At 47.4% G+C, this 17,168-nt stretch carries 16 protein-coding genes; 13 read left to right on the top strand and 3 right to left on the bottom strand.

All coding sequences use genetic code 11. The features are described 5' to 3' along the window. Positions 1-173: 173 nt before the first annotated feature. The 6 genes from BFO_RS07685 to folK are packed head-to-tail and all read left to right on the top strand — an operon-like array spanning position 174 to position 4,411. Entirely contained in the window at positions 174-1,052 is an 879-nt protein-coding gene (locus tag BFO_RS07685; protein ID WP_014225098.1) for a cell division protein FtsX, read from the top strand. A gap of 24 nt (positions 1,053-1,076) precedes the next feature. Beyond that, entirely contained in the window at positions 1,077-1,331 is a 255-nt protein-coding gene (locus tag BFO_RS07690; protein ID WP_014225099.1) for a DUF3098 domain-containing protein, read from the top strand. Then, positions 1,328-2,140, top strand: coding sequence for an undecaprenyl-diphosphate phosphatase (locus tag BFO_RS07695; protein ID WP_014225100.1), 813 nt, complete (start codon positions 1,328-1,330; stop codon positions 2,138-2,140). Before BFO_RS07690 ends, BFO_RS07695 begins: the two co-directional genes overlap by 4 nt. 11 nt (positions 2,141-2,151) lie before the next feature. Further along, positions 2,152-2,871, top strand: a complete 720-nt coding sequence (gene truB / locus BFO_RS07700) for a tRNA pseudouridine(55) synthase TruB (protein ID WP_014225101.1) — start codon at positions 2,152-2,154, stop codon at positions 2,869-2,871. A gap of 14 nt (positions 2,872-2,885) precedes the next feature. Further along, positions 2,886-3,935: a tRNA preQ1(34) S-adenosylmethionine ribosyltransferase-isomerase QueA gene (queA, locus tag BFO_RS07705; RefSeq protein ID WP_014225102.1), complete on the top strand. Its 1,050-nt coding sequence runs from the start codon at positions 2,886-2,888 to the stop codon at positions 3,933-3,935. Beyond that, entirely contained in the window at positions 3,932-4,411 is a 480-nt protein-coding gene (folK, locus tag BFO_RS07710) for a 2-amino-4-hydroxy-6-hydroxymethyldihydropteridine diphosphokinase (RefSeq protein ID WP_014225103.1), read from the top strand. Before queA ends, folK begins: the two co-directional genes overlap by 4 nt. A 22-nt stretch (positions 4,412-4,433) precedes the next feature. Here the strand turns inward: folK and BFO_RS07715 are convergent, their stop codons facing one another. Both BFO_RS07715 and BFO_RS07720 read right to left on the bottom strand, forming a co-directional pair. Beyond that, positions 4,434-6,047: a DUF4139 domain-containing protein gene (locus BFO_RS07715; protein WP_014225104.1), complete on the bottom strand. Its 1,614-nt coding sequence runs from the start codon at positions 6,045-6,047 to the stop codon at positions 4,434-4,436. Positions 6,048-6,588: 541 nt separating this feature from the next. After that, positions 6,589-8,892, bottom strand: a complete 2,304-nt coding sequence (locus BFO_RS07720; RefSeq protein ID WP_167536505.1) for a TonB-dependent receptor — start codon at positions 8,890-8,892, stop codon at positions 6,589-6,591. A gap of 481 nt (positions 8,893-9,373) precedes the next feature. Here BFO_RS07720 and BFO_RS07725 point away from each other — a divergent pair, with 481 nt between their 5' ends. The 3 genes from BFO_RS07725 to BFO_RS07735 all read left to right on the top strand — a co-directional run bounded on the left by BFO_RS07725 (position 9,374) and on the right by BFO_RS07735 (position 12,048). Then, positions 9,374-10,624: an MFS transporter gene (locus BFO_RS07725; protein ID WP_014225108.1), complete on the top strand. Its 1,251-nt coding sequence runs from the start codon at positions 9,374-9,376 to the stop codon at positions 10,622-10,624. Positions 10,625-10,828: 204 nt separating this feature from the next. Continuing rightward, positions 10,829-11,218 (top strand): Ig-like domain-containing protein, encoded by a 390-nt coding sequence (locus BFO_RS07730; protein ID WP_014225109.1) that lies wholly within the window; start codon positions 10,829-10,831, stop codon positions 11,216-11,218. A gap of 53 nt (positions 11,219-11,271) precedes the next feature. After that, a complete protein-coding gene (locus BFO_RS07735; RefSeq protein WP_041590781.1) occupies positions 11,272-12,048 on the top strand; it encodes a porin family protein in 777 nt (258 codons plus the stop codon). On the opposite strand, the gene BFO_RS07740 is transcribed toward BFO_RS07735, so the two are convergent. Then, positions 12,049-12,732, bottom strand: a complete 684-nt coding sequence (locus BFO_RS07740; protein ID WP_140230695.1) for a hypothetical protein — start codon at positions 12,730-12,732, stop codon at positions 12,049-12,051. Positions 12,733-12,807: 75 nt separating this feature from the next. On the opposite strand from BFO_RS07740, the gene BFO_RS07745 reads away from it, so the two are divergent. The 4 genes from BFO_RS07745 (at position 12,808) to rpsA (ending at position 16,950) form a co-directional block, all read left to right on the top strand. Then, a complete protein-coding gene (locus BFO_RS07745) occupies positions 12,808-13,989 on the top strand; it encodes a MalY/PatB family protein (RefSeq protein ID WP_014225113.1) in 1,182 nt (393 codons plus the stop codon). 74 nt (positions 13,990-14,063) lie between these two features. Next, on the top strand, positions 14,064-14,609 hold the full coding sequence (locus tag BFO_RS07750; RefSeq protein ID WP_041590783.1) for an RNA polymerase sigma factor: 546 nt from the start codon (positions 14,064-14,066) through the stop codon (positions 14,607-14,609). A gap of 10 nt (positions 14,610-14,619) precedes the next feature. Next, entirely contained in the window at positions 14,620-14,994 is a 375-nt protein-coding gene (locus BFO_RS07755; protein WP_014225115.1) for a hypothetical protein, read from the top strand. A 150-nt stretch (positions 14,995-15,144) separates the two neighbouring features. Next, entirely contained in the window at positions 15,145-16,950 is a 1,806-nt protein-coding gene (rpsA, locus tag BFO_RS07760) for a 30S ribosomal protein S1 (protein ID WP_014225116.1), read from the top strand. Positions 16,951-17,168 lie beyond the last annotated feature (218 nt).

Consider the following 17,168-nt stretch of genomic DNA (forward strand, 5'->3'; position numbering starts at 1 on the left):
TGGGGCAGGCCATTATGTATGAGATGTCGAAAACTGCGAAAAGTTTAGGATGTTCGCGTTAAATAATACTAACATATTGTGTTGTTCCGCAAATAAATCGTTCTTTTGCACTAAAATTGGGTAGGTCATATCCTGATTACCTCCCAATGGTTGCAGAAATAACGTACAGGAGCATGACAGCAAGCAAGAAGAAAGCGCCGATTTCGTTTTTCAACTCCCGCCTGATTTCCGTCATAAGCATTGCACTCGCATTGTATATGATGGGTCTTTTCTTTATATTCGGGCTGATAAGTAAAGAATTGTCGGTTTATATGAAGGAGAACATTGCGTTTTCCATCCTCCTCAAAGAGGACATCAAAGAGGCTGATATCCGGCAAATGGAGAGGCAGTTGAATGCACAACCGTTCATCAAGAGCGCGAAATACATCTCGAAGGAGGAGGCGGCCCGGGAGATGGTCGCCGAATTGGGAGAAGACCCGCAGATGTTTCTTGGAATTAATCCCTTTCAGGCGTCGATGGAGGTAAAGTTAAAATCCGCCTATGCCAATCCGGACAGTTTGCAACAAATTGAAAAGAAGCTCACTTCATATACGAATGTGTCGGAATTGCTGTATCAGAAAGATATCATGCAGGTGGTGAACAACAACGTCCGGCGTATCGGCCTGGTATTGTTTATGCTGATAACGATTCTGGTTCTGATTTCGTTTGTATTGATTAGCAATACCATCCGGCTGTTGATTTATTCGAAGCGTTTCTTAGTGTACACCATGCGGCTCGTCGGAGCCACCCCGGCGTTTATCCGCCGGCCGTTTATCCGCTATAATATTGTCAGCGGACTGATTGCCGGCGTACTGGCAATAATGATGCTGATGGGTACGTTGTATTATCTGGAAGGTGAACTTGCCGGATTAGAGCAAATACTGCGCGGTGAAGGGTTACTTATTGTTTATGGTGCGGTGCTTGTGTTGGGGATCGTGCTGGCGGTATTGGCAGCCTGGTTTGCCGTAAACCGCTATATGTATATGGCTGTAGGAAAAATGTATTATATTTAAACAGAAGGATATATTAGAACAAACATGAAAGATTTTGCATTTGGGAAGAGCAATTTTATCTGGGTCGGAGTTTCCGTCTTCTTGATTATTGTTGGTTTCGCTCTGATGAGTGGAGGCGGGTCGAAAGACGGCATCTCTTTCAATCCTGAGATTTTCAGCAAACAGCGTATTGTTATTGCCCCGATCGTGACGATGGTCGGATTTATACTTATGGTTTTCGCTATTTTGAAAGGGGATAAGAAAACCGCGGAACATAAGGACGAAACCCTCGGCGAATGAGCTGGATCGAAGCGATTATTCTCGGGATTATTCAGGGGCTGACGGAGTTTCTGCCGGTCAGCAGCAGTGGGCATCTGACCATTGCCGGTACATTGTTCGGGATGAAAGACGGTGAAAAGATTCTCGCTTTCACCACGTTGCTTCATGTGGCTACGGTATGCAGCACCATCGTTGTGCTGTGGGGAGAGATCACAGACCTGTTCAAAGGTTTTTTTTCGTTCCGGCGCAACGAAGAGACGTTGACCGTTGCGAAGCTTTTGCTCTCTGCCGTACCGGTCGGTATTATCGGACTGTTTTTTAAGGATCAGGTCGAGGCCGTATTCGGGCAGGGGCTGTTTATTGTAGGGTGTATGTTGCTGCTTACCGCTGCCTTGCTGCTGGTATCGTATTTGACCAAGCCTGACGTGCGGAAAGATCGAATCTCGTTTCGCGATGCCTTGATCATCGGAGTGGCGCAGGCTTGCGCCGTTATGCCGGGCCTCTCGCGATCGGGTGCGACCATTGCAACGGGCATAATGCTCGGGAACAAGAAAGAGCGGGTAGCGAAGTTTTCGTTTTTGATGGTACTCATCCCGGTCTTGGGCGAAGCCCTGCTCGATGTGTTGAAGATGCTTAAGGGCGATGAGGTCTCGGCTTATGCGACCATGTCGCCGGTAGCGATGTTATGCGGTTTTGCGGCGGCTTTCGTTTCGGGGGCTGTTGCCTGCAAATGGATGATCGGCATCGTCAAGCGGGGTAAGCTGATCTATTTCGCTTATTATTGTATGGCTATCGGAACGCTGGCCATCATCTATTCATTCTTTAAATAAACGAGGCTGCGATGGATTTTCTTGCGGGTGAAATCGTATGTTTTGACAAGCCGTTGGACTGGACATCGTTCGATTTGGTGAACAAGTTCCGCTATCTGCTATCCCGCAGGCTGAAGGTTAAAAAGATCAAAGTAGGACATGCCGGGACGTTGGATCCCAAGGCGACGGGGGTTCTGATTGTCTGCACGGGGAAGGCGACGAAGCGTATCGACGAGTTCCAGTATCAGACGAAGGAATATGTGGCGACTTTACAACTGGGGGCGACTACTCCGTCTTTCGATCTGGAGAAGGAAATCGATTGTACTTATCCGACCGGACATATCACGCGCGAGTTGGTCGAGCAAACGTTGACTACATTCGTGGGCACGATCCGGCAGGTACCGCCTGTTTTTTCGGCCTGCAAGGTGGGGGGGAAGCGCGCTTACGAGCTGGCACGCAGAGGCGAAGAAGTCGCCTTAAAAGCAAAGACGCTTGTTATCGACGAGTTGGAACTGCTGGAATACGCGCTTCCGGTCATCAAGATACGGGTAGTATGCAGCAAAGGAACGTATATCCGTGCGTTGGCACGCGACATCGGGATAGCTCTCCGTTCCGGAGCGCATCTGATCGCCTTGCAACGTACGCGTATCGGTGAGGTGACCCTCGACTGTTGCATTCGTCCCGAAGAGATGGAGACTTTTCTGGATCGTACGCTGGCAGAGTTGTCTCATCCGGTTGAATCATCGAATTAAAATAAAATAATCATATGAAACTCTCAAACTTCAAATTCAATTTGCCGCCGGAATTGATTGCGGCGTATCCGGCACCGCACCGCGACGAGTCTCGTCTGATGGTCTTGCATCGGGATACCGGAAAGATCGAGCATAAGGTCTTCAAAGACCTCCTCAAATATTTCGGCGCCGGCGACGTGTTCGTGATGAACAATACACGGGTGTTTCCGGCTCGTTTGTACGGCAATAAGGAAAAGACCGGTGCTAAAATCGAAGTCTTCCTGCTTCGAGAGCTGAATGAGAGCATGCGTTTGTGGGATGTGCTGGTTGATCCGGCGCGTAAGATTCGTATCGGCAACAAGCTTTACTTCGGGAAGAATGACTCGATGGTAGCGGAAGTGATTGACAATACCACTTCACGCGGACGGACGTTGCGTTTCCTCTACGACGGCACGCACGAAGAGTTTGTCAAAGCACTGTTTGCTTTGGGCGAAACGCCGCTGCCCAAATATATGAACCGACCGGCCGAGCCTGACGATGTAGAGCGTTATCAGACCATTTTCGCTACGGAAGAGGGCGCTGTTGTCGCTCCGGCTGCAGGGCTGCATTTCAGTCGTGAGTTGATGAAGCGGCTTGAGATCAAAGATTGCAACTTCGTTTATCTGACCGTACATTCCGGCTTGGGCATCTATCGCGAGATTGACGTCGAAGATTTGTCAAAACATAAGGTCGATTCCGAACAGATGATTATTAACGGCGAAGTGGTGGAGGCCGTTAACAAGGCCAAAGGCAACGGTCGCAAGGTATGTGCCGTGGGTACCTCGGTGATGCGTGCCATTGAGACGGCGGTCGGGACAGACCGTAACCTGAAAGAGTATGACGGATGGACGAATAAGTTTATCTTCCTGCCTTACGAGTTCAGTATTGCTAACGCGATGATTACGAACTTTCACATGCCGCTCTCTACGTTGCTGATGATGACGGCCTCGTTCGGTGGGTATGATCTGACGATGGAAGCCTATCAGACGGCTATCAAGGAGAAATACCGTTTTTGTGCTTACGGCGATGCCATGTTGATTTTATGACGACGGGCGACGCACAGACAAACCATGTTTACTTGAGTTTAGGCTCCAATCAGGGGAATAAGCGAAAAAATATGATTACAGCATTGGCACTGTTGGCCGAAAGGGCGGGAGATATTACCCTTTCGGCTTTTTATGAGACCGAACCGTGGGGGTTCGATTCGGACCATACGTTCCTCAACGCCGTGGCATACCTGCAAACGACACTTTCGCCTACAGACCTGCTGGTACTTACGCAGCAGATCGAACGCGAGTTGGGACGTACGGTCAAAAGCGAGAACCGCATTTATCATGACCGTCCGATCGATATCGATATCTTGCTGTACGACGATTTAGTGTGTGAGACGCCCGAGCTTACCGTTCCCCATCCGTTGATGCACCGACGGCGGTTTGTGCTCGAGCCGCTGGCCGAGGTAGCGCCGGCACTCCGCCATCCGGTATTGCATCGCACGGTCGACGAGCTGCTTCACGCCCTGTGACACAGTCGCGACATGACCGTCGTTACAGATTCAGCTGCATCCCTTTCGGGTATTTCACGCTGTAACTGATCTGATAGCTTTTCGTCTCGCCCGGTTGAAACGTATCTTCCCACGTGAGCACTCCCGTATCCGCCTTGTTCGTTGTCGGCGGGGTTGTTTCTTTCAACAGTTCTACTTCGATATTTTTCTGTGTCGAGATCGGATACTGATCTTTGAGCGTCAGTTTGATTTCTTTCTTCTGGTTGTTTTTAACGGTGATTTTGAAGGTGAACACTTGCTTCACATCCGATCCGAAAAGGCGCGTACTGCTGAAATCCTGCATCTTTTCCCGTTTCACGGAGATGCGCTGATCCGTGCCGAGCGTCAGTGTCATGTTCTGCAGCGTACCGGAGCCATCGATATACGTTTCGCCCAGATACATATCGTCGTACGAGATCATCGCCTTGCCGCTTGGCAGATCCAGCTTCTCGCTTTCCGTCAGTTCGGCGGTGAGGTACGTGCGGGTATCTAATTTCGGCGCCGCATAGAAGCGGTAAGTGGCGTTGGCTTGCTGTACCCGCAGGTCGATATTCTGTTCTTTGCCATTACCGGGGATGGTGTAGGGCAGGTCGATGGCATACGTCGTGACCAGCGCATTTTCGTCCACCGTCAGATAGTCGTCTACCGTTGCTTCGGCTTTGGCTGCCGAGGGCTCTTCTGCCGCCATCTCCATGTTTGCTTTCTCGGCGTAGGTGTTTCGTGCGGACGGCTGGCTACGTAGCATCGGCATGGGAGACCATTCGCGCAGAAACCATGTGTTGAATAGTGGAGCGACTTGTTCCTTGCCGGGCGCTCCTGTCGAGAGAGTCAGCTTCACACGTTTCCAGTCGACGCCCGTCGTCTGGCGTACCCGTGCTTTCGAGACGATCTGTACCGGGTGCTCGATCGATTCCACATGCAGATGGTAATAAGGCGACCAGCCGGCCGCGAACGTGCAATAACTCACTGCCAGCCGGCTCTTCATGGCCGATGGCGCAGTGAGGCTCAGCTTCAGCGCACCTGTCTCGTGTCCGCCGGCCTTCAGCTCACCCGTGATACGTGCGATGTCCGCTTCGAGGTGTTTCTTTTCTTCTTCACGCCTGATCAGCAGGGTCTCGATCTCAATGTGCTTGTCCTTGAAATATTCCATGCTTTTCGACAGTTCGTCGAGCGTCATGCCCTTTTCCTGCGAAGCCATCTTCTGGGTCATGCCTTTCTCTAGTAGTTCCAGCATCTGCCGGTGCACACTCATCTCAATGTCGATCTGCTGCCCTTTCTTTTGATACATCACCAGTGAGTCGCGCAACTTCCGGAGCACCGGATCAGAAATATGCTCCGATACATGTGCTGGCACGAACTCGTATGCCGAGATAACAATTCCCGCTCCGGCACGTATGTTCAGACTGCCGGCATCGATCTGGGTGCTCAACCCTTCAATCCATACTTCATTCTCGCCTTGCGTTAAGGCTATTTCGGCCGAATGTTTCAGTTCGGCTCCATGGAAAAAGACCGTTACCTCGTCTAATTTTGATCGGACCGTCTTTCGTTCATTCGCTTGTGTTTCCATCATCATATTCATCATAAAAATCGCGGTTAAAATAATTCCTGCTGTTCTCATTTTTTACTTGTTTTTTTAGGTATTCTTAACGTTATGCAAAGTTACACGATAATTTTGAATTTCTTTGGATTATTGAATGAATTCTTGTTCTGTTGGATGGTTGGTCTGTTTTTGAAGAACGAAAAGGCCTTCGGGTATTTTATTTGTTGTTGAGGTGTTTAGTCGTTGAATGCTGACGGCTGACTGAAACCTTGCGGTTTATTCCTTACCGCAAAGGAAAACGCAAAGAACCGCGTTTTGTCATTCCGAACATAGTGAGGAATCCCGCGAGGAAAAGGAAGGAGATTCTTCGCTTCGCTCTGAATGACAAAAGACGATGCAACAATTCAACAACAAACACCCGCAGGGTAACAAACCTCCCACAGGGACTTGTTCTTCATTTTTCCCTTCTTCATCGTTTCTGTATGACAAAAAAATGTTTCCTTTGCAGTCAAGAACAACAACAAACGAAAACATGAAACACAGACATTCACTGGTGGGGCAGGGCTATATGCTGCCATTTGTGCTGATTACTTTTTTCTTTTTTTCAATTGTAATCCTTTCATAGATGAAATATGGCTGAAAGCGTAATATTTCTCCCGGGCTCGGGCAACCATTGAATCGTATTCTCAGCTGCTTTGGCATATCGTTTATCAAAAATATTGTCTATATTCAACTGCAAAGTCCAATTTTTATTATAACGATAGCTAACCATAATATTTCCGACAAATGCAGGGTTGAACCACATCTCGTTAGCAAGATCAGCATACGACTTGCTGGAGTAGTCAAATCCGATTCCCAAACGGAAAAGATGTTTTATCGAATTATTATTGAAAAATATCCACCCAAAAGCCGTATGAACAGGTGAATATGGCAAATAATTCCCCTTCATTTCCGATTTTGAAATGGATGTACTGGAATATTCTCCCACCCGAGAAGTTGTGAAAGCATAACCTCCCCGTAAACTGAGATATGTTACGGGAGAGTATGTCACTTCTGTTTCAAAGCCATCCGAGTTAACCGTACCAACTTGTCCAATCACACTCTTGCCTTCTGTATTCTTTCCCAACTTTTGTACAATATTCGTCTTTCGGATATGAAAAGCTGACAATTCGAGTAAAAAAACATCATTGATTTTAGAATGAAGGCCTATTTCATATTGCATTCCACGCTCCGGGGCATATATTTTTCCTGTCGAACCGGGTTCTATGATATTTCCTTTATTATCAACATAAATATAACTTTTGTCTCCAATAGTCCTTATCGGTCTAAATGAATTGGAAACGGAAGCATAGATTCTGTTATTTGCAGCAAATTCATAAATCAATCCGAACTTATATGTCAAGGCATTGTCTGGAAGAATGTATTCCATGCCCTCTTCTGTGACGGTACGATGGTTGGTCTTATTGTTTTTTACCTTCCTCCTGAATAGATTATAACGCAATGCAAGCATGACGGACCAACGTTTATTCAAAGCAACCTGATCAAACAATGAAAGAGAATGATAATATTCCTTAACATTTACTCTGTTTGTAAATTTGGCCTCCAAATATCCAGGGTTGGCTATCGGATGATAGATAGACATCGCCGTCGTCGTGGCAGGTCCTGAAAAATTGCTGCCTTGCCATCTCTGCAAATACATATAAGAGAAATCATGACCGAACGATACAAGATGATTTATTCCCCATGTATCCAAACTCCCCTGTATTTCTATTTGATTGCCTATATAATAATTGTCATAATCAAAATGAAACGGCTCACGAATAATTGAATCAATACTGATATACCTTTTTTCTTTGCCGTTTAGATAATAATGCTTGTAACGTCCGGAAGTTTTGCTTGTCAAATGTGAAAACTCTTCCGACTGTAAGTAACTCAATGTATTATATGATAAGCCGAATATATTTCGCAACTTCCATTGGTCTGAAAACGTATGTTCCCAGATGTTTGTCGTTGAGAGATGTTTATCATTCAAATGATCATCTACATAGGTGAGATTTGTTTTCTTCAGATCGACCCCTTCAGGAATGTCACCAATCGAATAAATTTTCTTTCCGCTTTCATCATATATATCGTTGAAAAAGCGTGGAATACCAGGATCAGTATGCACTCTGTTATCATATGCTATCGCAGAAAAAGAAAACTTATTCCTGATATTGGGACGAAAATCTAATGCCAGATAGATATTATGAGATTTTTTGTCGTTTTTTCTCCATCCGTCGCTTTGTATACCGGTATAATCGATTCTAAAATTAACTTTTGACGATAAGGAACCGGAAGCACCTAACTGAGCGGTATACGTATTCCAACTGCCGAAAGCGAGCCTTGCATCCATTGAGGCTGTTGCCGACGGCTGGTTGTAAATAATATTAATGATACCGCCAATAGCAGAATGGCCGATCATTGCCGAGGAAGGCCCTTTGAGTACCTCAATCCGATTAACTCCGACAAATGATGAAGTGGGAGCACAAGAATAAAACTCAGACCTTTCGTCTCGAATACCATTCGATAACAACACAACACCATTGAGGCCTCTAGTACGAAACATATGAAATCCTCCGTAATTATTCATCACTCTTATCCCGGTCGTTGTTTTATTGATGTTGAGCAGATCGGTGATGTTTAGATCAGATAACACCCTGCCTTCGACAACAGACATCGTAAGGGGCATTTCCGATAGTGCAACAGGCAGTTTAAGCAGACTTGTTTTGCGAATGTGACGTCCAACAACCACATGTTCCTCCAGATGGATAACAGTATCCTTCTCTTCATCGAATTTCAGATTGTTTTCCGAATCGGTTTGCCCATGTACAAAAGCAAACAGGCATGTCGAAAAAAACAGACATAAAAAAATTTTCTTTCTCATAACATTATTCATATAATAAACAAAAGATTCGTGTGTCCGCTTATGCATCCGCGCTGATCATCTGCAAAATAAAAATGGCTAACAGAACATATCAGCAGTTGAAAACGGCGAATTTACATAAAAAACGCGATATTTAAGCCAATGGAGATAAAAAAACGAGGAGTGTAGTTTCTCCTTAGCCAATGAACCATTTACGACACCCCCAGAGGTGGTACTTCAAACGTAAGGGGTGATTATGACCGACCGTCTTAGGTAGAAATATGTATATCTGTCACTTAACGTGTGACATGAAACTATTTAGGACAATATTGCGTCTCTACGGGTAAACTGACTGCCGGATGCTGAAAATCGACTGCTGACGACTATCCCAAAGGATTTTAACCATCCCATACGACTTTTCTCTTCGTTTTTCGCTTCTTCATCGTTTACGTATGACAAAAAAATGTTTCCTTTGCAGTCAAGAACAACAAAAAACGAAAACATGAAACACAGACATTCACTGGTGGGGCAGGGCTATATGCTTCCATTTGTGTTGATTACTTTTTTCTTTTTCCTGTGGGGATTTGCACGGGCGATTCTCGACGTGCTCAATCCATTTTTCCAGGAGACATTCCAAATCAACAAGACGCAGGCATCGCTGATTCAGTTCGTCACCTATCTGGCATACTTTCTGATGGCTGTGCCTGCCGGCATGATGATTCGCCGGTACGGTACCCGTAAAGGTGTCGTTGTCGGGCTTCTGGCTTTCGGCGGGGCAGCACTGGCTTTTGTGGCGAGTCGTTTCTTCGGGCCATACATCTTTCGGTTTTATCTGTTGCTGTTGTTTGTCATCGGTTGCGGGCTGGCCTGTCTTGAGGTGGCTGCTAATCCGTACGTGACATTGCTCGGCGATAAGGAGACAGCTGCCGGACGCATCAACCGGGCGCAGTCGTTCAACGGGCTGGGGTGTATTTGCGGGTCGTTGCTGGGGGGCATCTATTGTTTTTCGGGCGAAAATCCGAACATCTCGATCCCGTACATAGGTATCGGGGCGATTGTGTTAGTGATCGCTGTCTTGTTTTCGCGGGTGAGGTTGCCTGAATTTGTTATAGAAGACGAAGGTTCCGCTGCGCGCTCTCGTCCGACGAAAGGGCTGAGTGCCCGACCGCTGTTTCTTTTCGGTCTTTTTGCGCTGTTCTGTTACGAGATTGCCGAGATCGCCATCAACTCATTCTTTATCAATTATGCGGTCGAGAATCACATGGTTGAGTGGTTTACCAACTTTATCGCCACGCATTTCGGGATGAATCTTCACCCTAAGTTTATCGCCTCCATCGTGCTGTCGGTCGGTCTGCTACTTTTTATGCTCGGTCGGTTTGCGGGCAGTATGCTTATGCAACGTATGCGTGCCGAGCAAGTCCTGTTCGGTTGTGCCATCGGGACGGTGACGATGACCACCCTTGTGGTGATGGATATGCACGGAGTCTCTTTCGTGGCCTCGATCCTGATTTTCGTTTTTGAATCGATTATGTTCCCGACAATTTTCGCCTTATCGATCAAAGGTTTAGGAAGCCTTACGCAAAAGGCGTCAGCTATCTTGATGATGACACCTGTCGGCGGAGCCATCGGTACGGTACTGATGGGAATGGCTGCCGATATGCACAACATGACGTTCTCGTTTCTTGTGCCCTTGACGGCGTTTGCGGTAATTTTGATTTATACCGTCGTTCTTTTGCGGAAGAAACCGGAATAGAACGGGGATTCAGTCTGACAATCAGTCCGGATGAAGACTTTATCGAAAGAATAAAAATCAAAAATAAATACATATCGACGGGTAAAAAACGTTAATACATCCCTGCTTCCTCCTCGAAAAGATGTATTTTTGTCGACGATCCAGGTTATCATTCTTAGTGACATAGAAAGGGTCACGTTATATATTTACATTTATCGAAACATAATGAAAACTGCTTTTCACCCATGGATGCTTCTTGTTGTCGTCATGCTTTTAAGCGTGTCGGGAGTTTATGCGTCCGTGATCGTTCCCAACGATGCCGCGAACCGCAATGTGACGTGGAGCGGCAACCATGAATCGATGGCCCTGGTCGATAACGATGGCAAGGTGTATGCCAGCAGGGCGGGTGAGGCGGAAACATCGGCATGGAGCGACTATGGCCGGCTGTACGTTACATCGCCGGTGAAGGAGGTGATTGAAGTGTATGCCCTGACAGGCGTAATCGTTTATCGTGCAATGAAACAGCCGGGTGAGACGGTCTTCGATCTGAACGTGCCGCGCGGCATCGTCATCGTGAAAGGCTCGTCGGGCTGGGTACGTAAAGTGAAACTCTGAATGAGTTGATTGGATTACTCTTGAGCTGTTTTAACCTCTTTCCCGATACCGAAATGACAAAGATATATATGGTTGCTTTACTATCGTTTTGTGTATGGATCATCCATGCGCAGCACGATCGTAGTGCAACCGTTCTTCGTTCTGCTGCCAAGGGACTGGAATATGAAGTGAAGGCCGGGTTTCATATCGGGGGGGCATCGCCGTTGCCCTTGCCGCACGAGATACGTGAGATCAGTGGTTATAACCCGACATTAGCCATCCCGATCGAAGGGACGGTGACACAATGGTTGGGTAAGCAGAGGAAATGTGGCGTGACCGCAGGACTGAAATTAGAGAATAAAGGGATGATTACTTGCTCGCGTGTGAAGAATTACCGTACCGAGATTATCGGCGACGGGGGAGAGAAAGTCAGCGGGCGCTGGACGGGATATGTCAAGACTAAAATGCGTACTGCGTACCTGACAATGCCTCTGCTGGCTGCTTACCGGCTCGATGAGCGCTGGGTGATACGCGGCGGCGCTTACGTCTCTTATCTGACCGAGGGCGACTTTTCCGGACACGTGTACGACGGCTACCTGCGAGAAGGCGACCCGACCGGTCCTAAAATTGAGTTTAAGGACGGGCGGATCGCCACCTACGATTTTTCCAACCGGCTGCGACATTTCGTATATGGCGCTCAAATGGGTATCTCATGGCGCGCCTTCAAGCATTTCAATACGTTCGCCGATCTCTCGTGGGGCTTGAACGGTCTGTTTAAAAGCGATTTTGAAACCATCTCATTCGCTCTGTACCCCATCTATCTGAATGCCGGATTCGGATATGTCTTTTAATCAATTGGCCGCTTTGGTCAAAGTCAGACCGATCTCGATTTTCGTCGATTTTTCCAACAGGTTGGGGAGTTCCTTGGCTATAAGAGGCTTCGCATAGTCCGGAATACTTTTGACCGATGCCAACAGGACAGGCAGCACATTGCGTAATGCCTTAACCGTTTCCGTGTCGAGATAGAAGCGGGTAGAGGAACCATTCGAGGTATAATATACGGGTATCCCGGCCTTAAACAGCACTTTGATAGCAGCCAATTTCGTAGCATCAAGACCTTTCATTTCCGCGAAAACCTTGTCTGCGTCCGGATGCAACAGGATTTTGTTAGCGACTTTTGTGTTGTATGTCGCATAACCTTTGGCCGCCATCCATTCTTTCGAATCTTTTTTCTTATATGTGGCTTCAATTTTTCCATCGGCCGTGAACGTAACGTCTTTCAGCCCGGCCTGTACGAGTTCGTTCAGGGTCGGAGTCATCATGGCAGTCAATTGCTTGACCGTAAGTTTGATCTTTCCCGCCTCAATCACGACATTGTCCGGAGCTTCCCACACGATATCCATCGGCATTTCTTTTACATTCCATTTACCCGCCAATTCGAATGGCTTCTTGTCGTCATTTTTGTTACATCCGCTGAAAATGCCCATCGTACATACGAGCATACAGCAATACATTAAAAAACTTTTTCTCATCATTCTTCTGTTTAGAGTTAAACTTGGTTTTTTTATCGGGACAAAAGTACTACATTTGCCGGCAAAAAAAATCTTTTTATGAAACGTTATGACTTTGATGAAATTATTGAGAGAAAAGGTACGGATTGTATCAAGTTCGATGCGTTGAAAGAGCATTTCGGACGTGATGATCTGATGCCGTTTTGGATTGCCGACACGGATTTTCGCACGCCCGATTTTATCATTGATGCGCTGAAGGCACGATGCGAACATCCGGTTTTCGGGTATACATACCCGTCGGACGAGTATTACAACAGTATTATTGATTGGGTGCGTGACCTGCACGGGTGGGAGATTCGTCGCGAATGGCTTTCGTATATTCCCGGCATCGTCAAAGGGTTTGCGTTTGTACTCGACCATTTTACGCACAAAGGGGATAAGGTCATCATCCAACCGCCGGTGTATCATCCGTTCCACTTGGTGCCCGAAGCGATGCATCGCGAAGTGGTATATAACCCGTTGCGTAAAACGAACGGCTCGTATGAAATGGATTTCGATCACCTCGAATCTGTCATCGACGAAGGCTGCAAAGCCTTGATCCTTTCCAATCCGCATAACCCTGCCGGTATCGTCTGGCCGAAAGAAACGCTGCAAAGGCTGGCTTCGATCTGTGCCAAACACCATATTCTCGTTATTTCGGACGAGATTCATGCCGAAATGGCCTATCCTGCGTTTACGCATCATCCGTTCCCGACCGTGTCGGACGAAGCGGCGGCATGCAGCATCACTTTCACGGCTCCCAGTAAGACCTTTAATATTGCCGGCATCGTGTCATCCTACGCTATCGTACCCGACGATAAGCTGCGCAAGGAGTTTTACTCGTTTCTTGAATCGGGCGAGTTCAACCATGGAACGATTTTTGCCTACACGGCTACCATTGCCGCTTACCGGCATGGTGCGGAATGGCGTAGGCAGATGCTGGACTATGTGTCGAAGAATATAGATTTTGTGGAAGCGTATCTGAAGCAACATATTCCGCAACTCAGCATATATCGGCCACAGGCATCGTTTCTTATCTGGCTTGACTGCCGAGGGATGAAGTTGAAACAGAAAGGGCTGGTCGACTTCTTTGTGAATGATGCCGGACTGGCGCTGAATGACGGATCGATGTTCGGTTCCGGGGGAGAAGGATACATGCGTCTGAACGTAGGTTGTCCACGTGCTACACTCGAACAAGCGCTGGAGAGACTGAAAAACGCCGTGAAAAAGAGGATGGGTTAGGGTTATCTCCTTCAGGTTGAAGGCGAATTGACTGGTAACTGTAACCTGTCCCCCCGATGTGCGTCCATAACGGTATGGAACAGTGGAGCGACATGGAATATGTTGAAAAGGTTCAGGCCGGGGATGCGGAATATTTTGCTCCGCTGCTGGAACGTTACAGTCAGCCCGTCTTTTCGTTATTGGTGCGGATCGTAGGCAATCGTGAAGATGCGGAAGAGCTGACCCAGGATGTGTTCCTGAAAGTATTTCGTTCGCTCTCCTCATTCCGGCGTAACAGTAGCTTTGCGACGTGGCTCTACCGCATTGCCTACAATACGGCTGTTTCGGCGACACGCCGGCCGAAGCGCGAATGGATGTCGTTTGACGATTCCGGGATGGAGCGTATGGCGGAAGAGACATCGGACGATGAGGCGGACGAAGTCTTCAATGAGGAACGTCAGCAGCGACTTGAGCAGGCGCTGGATCAACTTCGGCCGGGTGATCGAGCGCTGATCCTGCTTTATTACCAGCAGAAAAAAACGATGGAGGAGATTGCGAAGATTACGGGACTGACGCTGTCGAACGTGAAAGTGAAGATGCACCGTATCCGCAAGAAATTAATGGATCGCGTAAAAAAATAGAAAGGATTGAATGATGGAACGAATAGAAAAAGACCGTTTGAATGATTGGTTTGCCCGGCTGCCGGATAAGAAGCTTCCGGCGGACTTTCAGACCCTCCTCATGGAACGCATCCGGCAGGAGGCACTGCTCCGTGCCGAACGCCGCAAAGAACGCTTGAACCTGTTGGGGATGGGTGTCCTGATCATATCTCTCCTGGGCGGCCTTGCTGTCCTGTTTTTCTTTTTGGGCATTTCATGGCAATGGCCGCAGTGGCGGATATCGCTCCCCGAGATGTCTACTTTCTTGTTTTACGCATATATCGGAGCATTAGCTTTTGCACTTTGGATGGCCGATACCGCTTTCCGAAGATATTACTGCAAAAAATACCCGCACGAGAGCACATGAAAAAAATTGAAATTCAAAGATTTTCTTCCGAGAACGGCTTCCTCTTCGAAAAAAAGCATTATCTTTGTCCCACTTTTTCGGATTATTTTTAGTGAGTAATAAATAGATTGTCGAACTTTTAATTAAAAAAAACGGAGTATTAACTTTAAAATGGAGAATTTAAAAAACATTGTCCCTGACGAAAACTTCAATTGGGAGTCGTACGAAAAGGGAGATTTAAACACGGAGGTAAAAAAAGACGAACTGGTCAAGACCTACGATGAAACCTTGAATACCATGAGAGACAAGGAAGTCGTAATCGGAACCGTGACATCACTGAACAAACGTGAGGTGGTGGTTAACATTGGTTTCAAGTCGGACGGTGTCGTACCGATGTCCGAGTTCAGATATAACCCGGATTTGCAAATCGGCGATGAAGTGGAAGTTTATATTGAAAATCAGGAAGATAAAAAAGGGCAATTGATTTTGTCGCACAAGAAAGCGCGTGCGGCTCGTTCGTGGGAGCGGGTCAACGAAGCGCTTGAAAAAGACGAAATCATCAAAGGTTACGTTAAATGCCGTACAAAGGGCGGTATGATCGTCGATATCTTCGGTATCGAGGCTTTCCTGCCCGGCTCGCAGATCGATGTGAAGCCAATCCGTGACTATGACGTATTTGTCGGCAAGACGATGGAATTCAAAATCGTGAAGATTAACCAGGATTTCAAGAACGTCGTCGTGTCGCATAAGGCGCTGATCGAGGCCGAGCTCGAGCAGCAAAAGAAAGAAATCATCTCGAAGCTCGAAAAAGGCCAGGTACTCGAAGGTACGGTCAAGAATATCACATCTTACGGTGTGTTTGTCGACCTTGGCGGCGTGGACGGGCTGATCCATATTACCGACCTTTCGTGGGGACGTGTTTCGCATCCGGAAGAGATTGTTCAACTTGATGAAAAGATCAATGTTGTAATTCTTGACTTTGATGATGAGAAGAAACGTATTGCGCTCGGTCTGAAACAACTGACTCCGCATCCGTGGGATGCACTTGATCCGAGCCTGAAGGTGGGAGATAAGGTGAGTGGCAAAGTTGTGGTGATGGCTGACTATGGTGCCTTTGTAGAAGTGGCTACGGGGGTAGAAGGATTGATCCACGTGTCGGAAATGAGTTGGACTCAACATCTGCGCAGCGCACAGGATTTTATGAAGGTGGGCGACGAAGTAGAGGCTGTGATCCTTACACTTGACCGCGAAGAACGCAAAATGTCGCTTGGCATCAAGCAGCTGCGCGAAGACCCGTGGGAACATATCGAACAACGCTATCCGACAGGCTCGAAGCATACGGCCAGAGTGCGTAACTTCACCAACTTCGGGGTATTCGTGGAGATCGAAGAAGGCGTAGACGGATTGATTCATATCTCCGACTTGTCGTGGACGAAAAAGATCAAGCACCCGAGCGAATTTACCCAGATCGGAGCGGATATCGATGTGCAGGTACTTGAGATCGACAAAGAAAACCGTCGCCTGAGTCTTGGTCACAAACAGTTGGAAGAAAATCCGTGGGATGTTTTTGAGACCCTCTTTAACGTAGGTTCCGTACATGAAGGTACGATCATCGAGATGCTCGAAAAAGGTGCAGTCGTTTCATTGCCTTACGGGGTGGAAGGATTTGCTACGCCGAAGCATTTAACGAAGGAAGACGGATCGTTGGCCGTATTAGACGAGAAACTGCCATTCAAGGTGATCGAGTTCAATAAAGACGCGAAACGCATCATCCTTTCGCACAGCCGTACTTTTGAAGACGAACAGAAGAGTTCGAGAGGGGGTGAAAGAAAAGCATCAAAGAACGTCGAGACGGTGAATAGTCCGGTGATGGAAAAGACTACGCTGGGGGATATTGAAGAGTTGGCGGCCTTGAAAGAAAAATTGGGCGAGAAACCTTCGGCCGCGGCCGCCCCGGAAGAGCCGAAAGCCGAATAATCTTATCACAGGTTTTATCTTGAAAAGAGGCTGCCTCCATCTTGAAGCAGTCTCTTCTTTTTCTCTTTTGGGCAATAAACGACGTCTGAAAACATCCTCTTTTTTAGTACTAAGGTCCATGGCTTCGGCGAGCGACGGTGCCGGGTTGAAGTATCTGTGCCGGAAGGAGGAGAGGAACGGAACGGGAGGCCGTTTGTTGCATTGGCGTTCTTTCACTA

This window comes from Tannerella forsythia 92A2, from assembly GCF_000238215.1.
Classification (GTDB): domain Bacteria; phylum Bacteroidota; class Bacteroidia; order Bacteroidales; family Tannerellaceae; genus Tannerella; species Tannerella forsythia.